We start from the raw sequence: 7863 nt of genomic DNA on the forward strand, positions 1-7863 counted from the left end.
CAAATCTGTATCTGCTAACCAACGTTAACAGAATCGTGGGGGGAAGATTGTAGACAAATCCACCGCCCACGTAAAGGCTAATCTTAGCTCGCTACCGCGGTAAGACCAGCCTGGTCAACGGCAACGCCAGCACCCATGGTGGTGGAGAGGCTGATTTTCTTGATGTACACGCCTTTAGCCTGAGTTGGTTTCGCTTTTTTCAGCGCAACCAGCAGGGATTCCAGGTTTTCTTTCAGTTTGTCAGCGTCAAAATCCACTTTACCGATGGTGGTGTGGATGATGCCGTTTTTGTCGTTACGATAACGAACCTGACCTGCTTTAGCGTTATTAACCGCTTCAGCAACGTTAGGCGTTACAGTACCAACTTTCGGGTTAGGCATCAGGCCACGTGGACCCAGGATCTGGCCCAGCTGGCCAACAACGCGCATTGCATCCGGGGAAGCAATAACAACGTCAAAGTTCATTTCGCCTTTCTTGATCTGGTCAGCCAGATCTTCCATACCTACCAGCTCTGCGCCAGCAGCTTTAGCTGCTTCAGCGTTTGCGCCTTGGGCAAATACGGCTACGCGAACGGAACGGCCAGTACCGTGTGGCAGTACAGTTGCACCACGTACGTTCTGGTCAGATTTACGAGCGTCGATGCCGAGATTAACAGCAACGTCTACGCTTTCAGTAAATTTAGCGGTGGCCAGCTCTTTCAGAAGAGCGATGGCTTCGTTGATGTCATACTGTTTAGTTACATCAACTTTCTCACGGATCACGCGCATACGCTTGGTCAGTTTAGCCATTTCTTAATCCTCCACTACCAGGCCCATGGAACGCGCAGTACCTTCGATTGAGCGAGTCATCGCTTCAATGTCAGCACCAGTCATGTCGGCAGCTTTAGTCTGCGCGATTTCCTGCAGCTGAGCGCGAGAAATTTTACCAACTTTCTCTTTGTTCGGCTTGCCGGAACCAGACTTAATACCTGCAGCTTTCTTCAGAAGAACCGCAGCTGGCGGAGTCTTGGTGATGAAAGTGAATGAGCGGTCAGCGTAAACGGTGATAACGACAGGAGTCGGCAGACCTTTTTCCAGGGATTCGGTTTTTGCGTTGAACGCTTTACAGAATTCCATGATGTTTACGCCCTGCTGGCCCAGTGCTGGACCAACCGGTGGACTTGGGTTCGCCATACCAGCTGCAACCTGCAGCTTGACGTAGGCTTGTACTTTCTTAGCCATTCTCAATTTCCTCTAGTGGGTTATAACGCCTCAAGGAGGCTCCCCGTGATAAATATGTGATTTATGTGCACAAGGCCCATAAATACAAAAGGCGCGAAATTGTATGCCAATTTCGCGCCTTGAACAACAAATAATTGCTGCTTATTTATGCTTTTTCAACCTGGCCGAAGTCCAGTTCTACCGGCGTTGCACGGCCGAAGATAGAGACTGAAACTTTCAGGCGGGACTTCTCGTAGTCCACTTCTTCAACCACACCGTTGAAGTCAGCAAACGGACCGTCGCTAACGCGAACCATTTCACCCGGTTCGAACAGCGTTTTAGGACGCGGCTTATCACCCACCTGCTGCAGGCGGTTCATAATCGCATCAACTTCTTTATCGCTAATCGGCGCCGGACGATCGGATGTACCACCGATGAAGCCCATTACGCGTGGCACGCTACGCACCAGGTGCCAGCTGGCGTCATTCATCACCATCTGTACCAGCACGTAACCAGGGAAGAATTTGCGCTCACTCTTGCGACGCTGGCCACCACGAATTTCGACCACTTCTTCGGTCGGAACCATGACTTCACCAAACAACTCTTCCATATTGTGTAATTTGATATGCTCACGCAGCGAAGTGGCTACGCGGCCTTCAAAACCGGAAAACGCCTGAACGACGTACCAGCGCATTTTAGGAGCTTCAGACATCTCAGAACCTCAGGCCAGTGATAAAAGAGACCAGGCGAACCAGAATACCATCCAGTCCCCACAGGATCAGCGACATGACAGCAGTAACTGCGGCCACAATCAGCGTAGTGTGCAACGTTTCCTGACGCGTCGGCCAAATGACCTTACGGACTTCAGTTCTCGCTTCACGAGCAAACGCTACGGTCGCCTTGCCTTTGGTCGTCAACAGCGCGACACCGCCCGCTGCAGCAATCAAAATCACTACGGCCAGCGCACGCAGCGGCAACATCATGTCGCGATAAAGGTAGTTGCCCACAATAGCTACAATCAGCAGTACGGCAACGATCACCCACTTCATCGCTTCCAGGCCGCGCCCGCTCCCTTGAGCTTCGGTATTCGCACTCATAAACCAACCTGTCACAAGTATTCGACAAACATCTTTGCCCCGCGAGAGTGCGAGGCAACCAAAACCGAAATGCTCTGCTGCGTTTCGGACTAAACGCCCTCTTCAGAGCCTGTCTCAGCAATGATTATGACAAAAAAAATCACTGATGAGCCAGGTTCTGGTTCGAAAGCGTGCAAAAAGGGCATCAAATGATGCCCTTTTATTGCGCATTGCGTCAAATGTTATCCGCGATTAGCTGATAACTTTAGCTACAACGCCTGCGCCTACAGTACGGCCGCCTTCACGGATTGCGAAACGCAGACCGTCATCCATCGCGATTGGGTGGATCAGGGTAACAACCATTTTGATGTTGTCACCTGGCATTACCATCTCAACGCCTTCTGGCAGTTCGATGGTACCGGTCACGTCAGTTGTACGGAAGTAGAACTGTGGACGGTAGCCTTTGAAGAACGGAGTATGACGGCCGCCTTCATCTTTGGACAGGATGTACACTTCAGATTCGAACTTGGTGTGCGGGTTGATTGAACCCGGCTTGGCCAGAACCTGACCACGTTCGATTTCTTCACGTTTGATACCACGCAGCAGAACACCAACGTTCTCACCAGCACGGCCTTCGTCCAGCAGTTTGCGGAACATTTCAACGCCAGTACAGGTAGTTTTCGCGGTGTCTTTGATACCAACGATTTCTACTTCTTCACCAACTTTAACGATACCGCGCTCTACACGACCGGTAACAACAGTACCACGGCCGGAGATGGAGAATACGTCTTCGATTGGCAGCAGGAATGGCTTGTCGATCGCACGTTCTGGTTCTGGGATGTAAGAATCCAGGTAGCCAGCCAGTTCGACGATTTTAGCTTCCCACTCAGCTTCGCCTTCCAGCGCTTTCAGCGCGGAACCACGAACGATAGGGGTGTCGTCGCCTGGGAAATCGTACTGGGACAGGAGTTCACGAACTTCCATCTCAACCAGTTCCAGCAGCTCTTCATCATCAACCATGTCGCATTTGTTCAGGAACACGATGATGAAAGGAACGCCTACCTGACGACCCAGCAGGATGTGCTCACGAGTCTGTGGCATAGGGCCATCAGTCGCAGCAACAACCAGGATCGCGCCATCCATCTGCGCAGCACCGGTGATCATGTTTTTAACATAGTCGGCGTGGCCTGGGCAGTCTACGTGTGCGTAGTGGCGGCTTGGGGTGTCATATTCAACGTGGGAAGTGTTGATGGTGATACCACGAGCTTTTTCTTCTGGTGCGTTATCGATCTGGTCGAATGCGCGAGCAGAACCGCCGTAGGTCTTAGCCAGTACGGAGGTGATTGCAGCAGTCAGCGTTGTTTTACCATGGTCAACGTGGCCGATAGTACCGACGTTAACGTGCGGTTTTGTACGTTCAAACTTTTCTTTAGACATCGATTGTCCCTCTAAGACACGGATAAATCGGTGATATCACCACATCAACCAGGCAACATGCCTGACTTGTTGAATGCAAGTAACAGAGAGAAACAGGGAGGAGGAGATGAAGTGGTGCTGATACCCAGAGTCGAACTGGGGACCTCACCCTTACCAAGGGTGCGCTCTACCAACTGAGCCATATCAGCACGTCTGGAGCGGGCAGCGGGAATCGAACCCGCATCATCAGCTTGGAAGGCTGAGGTAATAGCCATTATACGATGCCCGCATCCTGAAACTCGGCTACCCAGTTCTTTCTGTAACAAAAAAGAGATTTCTCTCTTTTATTGTTCGGGTCGGTGATTTTACTCGACCAACCCAGGCGGCGAAAACGCTGCCAGAAAGTGGTGGTGGGGGAAGGATTCGAACCTTCGAAGTCTGTGACGGCAGATTTACAGTCTGCTCCCTTTGGCCGCTCGGGAACCCCACCGGACTTGATGGTGCCGACTACCGGAATCGAACTGGTGACCTACTGATTACAAGTCAGTTGCTCTACCTACTGAGCTAAGTCGGCATCAAGTAGCGCGCATTTTAGGGAGACATGCGCAGGCATGCAACTAAAAAATTGCACAAAACGACCATTTGCTTATATTTTGCGCGTATCGACGCAAAAGTGATGCAAAAGCCATCATTGTCGAACAAAAAACGGGCGAATCATTTCTTTTCCTTCTTCTCTTTTACTCATTACAGGGGAATAAAGTGGGTTGCCCGTTAATAGAATCCATTTTTAGGTTCTCTTTACTGTCTATGAAGGCGAGAGTCGCTACGAGGATGTGACGCTTTCTAATGAAAGCATCACTAAATCTGATTTTTTCTTCTTATTCCATTCAATCTGGTGTTAACCTCCTGCCCATTGTCCTGATTAACTGAAAAGTGCCGCCTCATCACGTTTCGGCAGACGGAATGGGTGACAGCGAGCAGAACATGCTTATGAGCAAAAAAGAGCAAACGTTAATGACGCCATATCTACAGTTCAACCGTAGCCAATGGGCTGCACTTCGTGATTCCGTGCCGATGACCCTCACTGAAGGGGAAATCACGCGGCTGAAAGGCATTAACGAAGACCTGTCACTGGAAGAAGTGGCTGAGATCTATTTACCACTGTCGCGTTTGCTAAACTTCTACATCAGCTCAAGTTTGCGTCGCCAGGCTGTTCTGGAACAGTTCCTGGGAACTAACTCTCCGCGTATTCCTTATGTCATCAGTATTGCCGGTAGCGTAGCGGTCGGTAAGAGCACCACTGCGCGTGTGCTGCAGGCATTACTCAGCCGCTGGCCAGAACATCGCCGTGTTGAATTGATTACGACTGATGGCTTCCTGCATCCTAATGAGGTATTGAAAGAACGCGGGCTGATGAAGAAGAAAGGCTTCCCGCAGTCTTATGATATGCATCGCCTGGTGAAGTTTGTGTCTGATATTAAGTCAGGTGCCCCTGATGTGACCGCCCCTGTCTACTCCCACTTAATTTACGATGTCATTTCTGACGGGGATAAAACGGTAACTCATCCGGATATTTTGATCCTGGAAGGTTTAAATGTCCTGCAGAGCGGCATGGATTATCCTCATGATCCACATCATGTATTTGTCTCTGACTTCGTCGATTTCTCGATTTATGTCGATGCGCCAGAAGATTTATTGAAAAATTGGTACATCACCCGCTTCCTGAAATTCCGCGAGGGGGCATTTACCGATCCTGATTCCTATTTCCACAATTACGCAAAATTATCCAAAGACGAAGCAGTCCATATTGCGACCTCTTTGTGGAATGAAATCAACCTGGTGAATCTTAAAGAAAATATACTTCCGACGCGTGAACGTGCCAGCCTGGTTCTGACCAAAAGTGCAAATCATTCGGTCAATGAAGTGCGATTGCGAAAATAAAAAAGGGAGCTTCTGCTCCCTTTACTTATTCTGCGCTACGCAGTGAAATTTCTCCGCCCATCCAGGGCTTAATCACCCCATCCTGCTCAAGCAAGAGCGCTCCCTGCGTATCGATTCCCCGTGATGTTCCAAATATCTCTTTCTCACCAATGATCAGTTTTACCGGACGGTGAATAAAATTATCCAGTTTCTCCCAACGGGAAAGATAAGGGCCCAATCCTTCTTGCTCAAATAGCACTAACGCAGCGCGGAGCTCTTTAATTAATCGAACAGCTAGCGTATTGCGGTCAATTTTAATTCCCGCTTCCAGGAGATTGATCCAGCCCTGATTTATCACATCTGTCTCAACCCGGCGCATTGTAAGGTTGATGCCCGCGCCGATCACGATCTGTGCAGCATCCCCGGTTTTCCCGGTTAACTCAACAAGAATGCCGGCAAGTTTGCGATCAGACAGGTAGAGGTCGTTTGGCCATTTGACACGGACTTTATCAGCTCCGAGGCTTTGCAAAACTTCAGCCATAACAATACCAATGACCAGACTCAACCCAATTGCAGCCGCGGGGCCTTGTTCAAGACGCCAGTACATGGACAGATAGAGATTGGCACCGAAAGGTGAGAACCATTTGCGCCCACGACGCCCACGCCCAGCCTGTTGATACTCAGCCACACAGACGTCCCCGGATTGCAGGCTCGCGAGTCTATCAAGCAGATACTGGTTAGTGGAGTCGATAACCGGCAGTACAATTACTGCACCATCGTTGATGCTGCTACGGATGAACTCTTCATTCAGCAGCTGGATCGGCTCTGGAAGGCTGTAACCTTTTCCTGGGACGGTAAATACATCAACACCCCAGTCACGTAGCGTCTGGATGTGCTTATTAATGGCAGCCCGACTCATTCCCAATCTTTCACCCAGCTGTTCACCGGAATGAAACTCGCCATCTGATAAAATCGAAATCAACGTTAAAGGAACCGTATTATCTTTCACGCAATGACCTCTACCGCGTTAACTTCGCCATGCTCGCCGATAAACCTGACTTCAGGCTCCAGCCAGACATCAAATTTCTCACCGACTTGCTGGCGTACGTAATGTGCAAGGGCCACAACGTTATCGCTGGTCGCATTATTGTCGTTAATCAGCACCAGTGCCTGCTGTCGGTGTACCATCGCCCCGCCTACACTTTTGCCTTTCAGATGGCATTGGTCAATAAGCCAACCGGCTGCAAGTTTTACGCTGCCATCAGTCTGGGGATAATGGGGTGCATTCGGGAAGGAAGCCAGCAATTTGTCCGCTACGTCACGGGTAATCACCGGGTTTTTAAAGAAGCTACCCGCATTGCCATTCACTTTCGGGTCAGGCAACTTGGTCATACGCATATGACAGACGGCATCGAACACTTCTTGTGGTGTGACAGTCTGCGGATCAAGCCGCGTTAAATCGCCATAGCTCAGAACCGGCTGCCACTGCTTCAGAAGCTTCAGGCCAACGGCGACGATGACATATCTGTCCTGATACTCATGCTTAAAAATACTGTCCCGATATCCGAAGCAGCATTCATCCGCAGTCAGGCGTTTCGCCACCCCAGTTGCCAGTTCTATACAATCTACGAACTCGCACACGCGCTGTAATTCTACTCCGTAAGCACCGATATTCTGGATCGGTGAGGAGCCAGCGCATCCCGGGATCAATGCCAGATTTTCAAGTCCAGGCATGCCATTTTCCAGCGTAAACTCCACCAGACGGTGCCAATTTTCACCCGCACCGACATGTAAATGCCATGCATCTGGCTGCTCAGAGACCTTAATGCCTTTGATTCGGTTAATCAGTACAACGCCAGAATAATCCTTCAGGAAGAGGACATTGCTGCCCTCACCCAGGATCAGTGTCGGCAGTTTTTCTGAGGTTGCTTGCTGCCAGGCATCCAGCAATTGCGGTGCATTTTCGGCACAAACTATACGAGCGGCTTGATGATCGACACCGAAGGTGTTCCAGGGCTTTAGGGAGTGATTCATAGTGGCTTCCAGATGCAAAAACCCGGCTAGTGTACCGTATTCAGGGAGGGAAGGCTTGTGGATAACGCTGTGGACAGACTGAGTATAAACGCAAAAAAGCCCCACACTTTCGTGTGGAGCTTTTCCGCTTATTTGATGCCTGGCAGTTCCCTACTCTCGCATGGGGAGACCCCACACTACCATCGGCGCTACGGCGTTTCACTTCTGAGTTCGGCATG

8 protein-coding genes, 4 tRNA genes and 1 rRNA gene are annotated in these 7863 nt (G+C 50.2%); 1 reads left to right on the forward strand and 12 read right to left on the reverse strand.

Annotated features, from left to right (window positions below):
- Positions 1 to 83: 83 nt before the first annotated feature.
- From rplA to MUU46_RS00505, 9 genes are all read right to left on the reverse strand, one after another.
- Positions 84 to 788: a 50S ribosomal protein L1 gene (gene rplA, locus MUU46_RS00465; protein WP_159761996.1), complete on the reverse strand. Its 705-nt coding sequence runs from the start codon at positions 786 to 788 to the stop codon at positions 84 to 86.
- 3 nt (positions 789 to 791) lie between these two features.
- The gene (rplK, locus tag MUU46_RS00470) at positions 792 to 1220 is read right to left on the reverse strand and encodes a 50S ribosomal protein L11 (protein ID WP_110512487.1); all 429 of its coding nucleotides are present in this window, start codon (positions 1218 to 1220) and stop codon (positions 792 to 794) included.
- Positions 1221 to 1365: 145 nt separating this feature from the next.
- Complete coding sequence (gene nusG, locus MUU46_RS00475) at positions 1366 to 1911, reverse strand: transcription termination/antitermination protein NusG (protein ID WP_159761995.1); 546 nt, start codon at positions 1909 to 1911, stop codon at positions 1366 to 1368.
- 1 nt (position 1912) lies between these two features.
- The gene (gene secE, locus MUU46_RS00480) at positions 1913 to 2296 is read right to left on the reverse strand and encodes a preprotein translocase subunit SecE (protein WP_049842136.1); all 384 of its coding nucleotides are present in this window, start codon (positions 2294 to 2296) and stop codon (positions 1913 to 1915) included.
- A 231-nt stretch (positions 2297 to 2527) separates the two neighbouring features.
- On the reverse strand, positions 2528 to 3712 hold the full coding sequence (gene tuf / locus MUU46_RS00485) for an elongation factor Tu (protein WP_258964472.1): 1185 nt from the start codon (positions 3710 to 3712) through the stop codon (positions 2528 to 2530).
- A 112-nt stretch (positions 3713 to 3824) separates the two neighbouring features.
- Positions 3825 to 3900: transfer RNA gene (locus MUU46_RS00490), tRNA-Thr, on the reverse strand.
- A 5-nt stretch (positions 3901 to 3905) separates the two neighbouring features.
- Positions 3906 to 3980: transfer RNA gene (locus MUU46_RS00495), tRNA-Gly, on the reverse strand.
- Between the two features lie 116 nt (positions 3981 to 4096).
- Positions 4097 to 4181: transfer RNA gene (locus MUU46_RS00500), tRNA-Tyr, on the reverse strand.
- Positions 4182 to 4189: 8 nt separating this feature from the next.
- Positions 4190 to 4265 (reverse strand) — tRNA-Thr (locus MUU46_RS00505).
- 410 nt (positions 4266 to 4675) lie between these two features.
- Here MUU46_RS00505 and coaA point away from each other — a divergent pair.
- Complete coding sequence (coaA, locus tag MUU46_RS00510) at positions 4676 to 5632, forward strand: type I pantothenate kinase (RefSeq protein WP_185153800.1); 957 nt, start codon at positions 4676 to 4678, stop codon at positions 5630 to 5632.
- Between the two features lie 25 nt (positions 5633 to 5657).
- Here the strand turns inward: coaA and birA are convergent, their stop codons facing one another.
- From birA to rrf, 3 genes are all read right to left on the reverse strand, one after another.
- On the reverse strand, positions 5658 to 6620 hold the full coding sequence (birA, locus tag MUU46_RS00515; protein WP_159762139.1) for a bifunctional biotin--[acetyl-CoA-carboxylase] ligase/biotin operon repressor BirA: 963 nt from the start codon (positions 6618 to 6620) through the stop codon (positions 5658 to 5660).
- The gene (murB, locus tag MUU46_RS00520; RefSeq protein WP_258964473.1) at positions 6617 to 7645 is read right to left on the reverse strand and encodes a UDP-N-acetylmuramate dehydrogenase; all 1029 of its coding nucleotides are present in this window, start codon (positions 7643 to 7645) and stop codon (positions 6617 to 6619) included. Before murB ends, birA begins: the two co-directional genes overlap by 4 nt.
- A gap of 137 nt (positions 7646 to 7782) precedes the next feature.
- A 5S ribosomal RNA gene (rrf, locus tag MUU46_RS23030) occupies positions 7783 to 7863 on the reverse strand; the annotation flags it as partial.

The organism is Scandinavium tedordense, assembly GCF_024764965.1.
In the GTDB taxonomy this organism is placed as follows: Bacteria; Pseudomonadota; Gammaproteobacteria; order Enterobacterales; family Enterobacteriaceae; genus Scandinavium; species Scandinavium tedordense.

Coding starts and splice junctions, on each gene's coding strand:
- murB (WP_258964473.1), bottom strand. CDS start 7,645: ATGAATCACTCCCTAAAGCCCTGGAACACCTTCGGTGTCGATCATCAA.
- coaA (WP_185153800.1), top strand. CDS start 4,676: ATGCTTATGAGCAAAAAAGAGCAAACGTTAATGACGCCATATCTACAG.
- rplA (WP_159761996.1), bottom strand. CDS start 788: ATGGCTAAACTGACCAAGCGTATGCGCGTGATCCGTGAGAAAGTTGAT.
- nusG (WP_159761995.1), bottom strand. CDS start 1,911: ATGTCTGAAGCTCCTAAAATGCGCTGGTACGTCGTTCAGGCGTTTTCC.
- secE (WP_049842136.1), bottom strand. CDS start 2,296: ATGAGTGCGAATACCGAAGCTCAAGGGAGCGGGCGCGGCCTGGAAGCG.
- tuf (WP_258964472.1), bottom strand. CDS start 3,712: ATGTCTAAAGAAAAGTTTGAACGTACAAAACCGCACGTTAACGTCGGT.
- rplK (WP_110512487.1), bottom strand. CDS start 1,220: ATGGCTAAGAAAGTACAAGCCTACGTCAAGCTGCAGGTTGCAGCTGGT.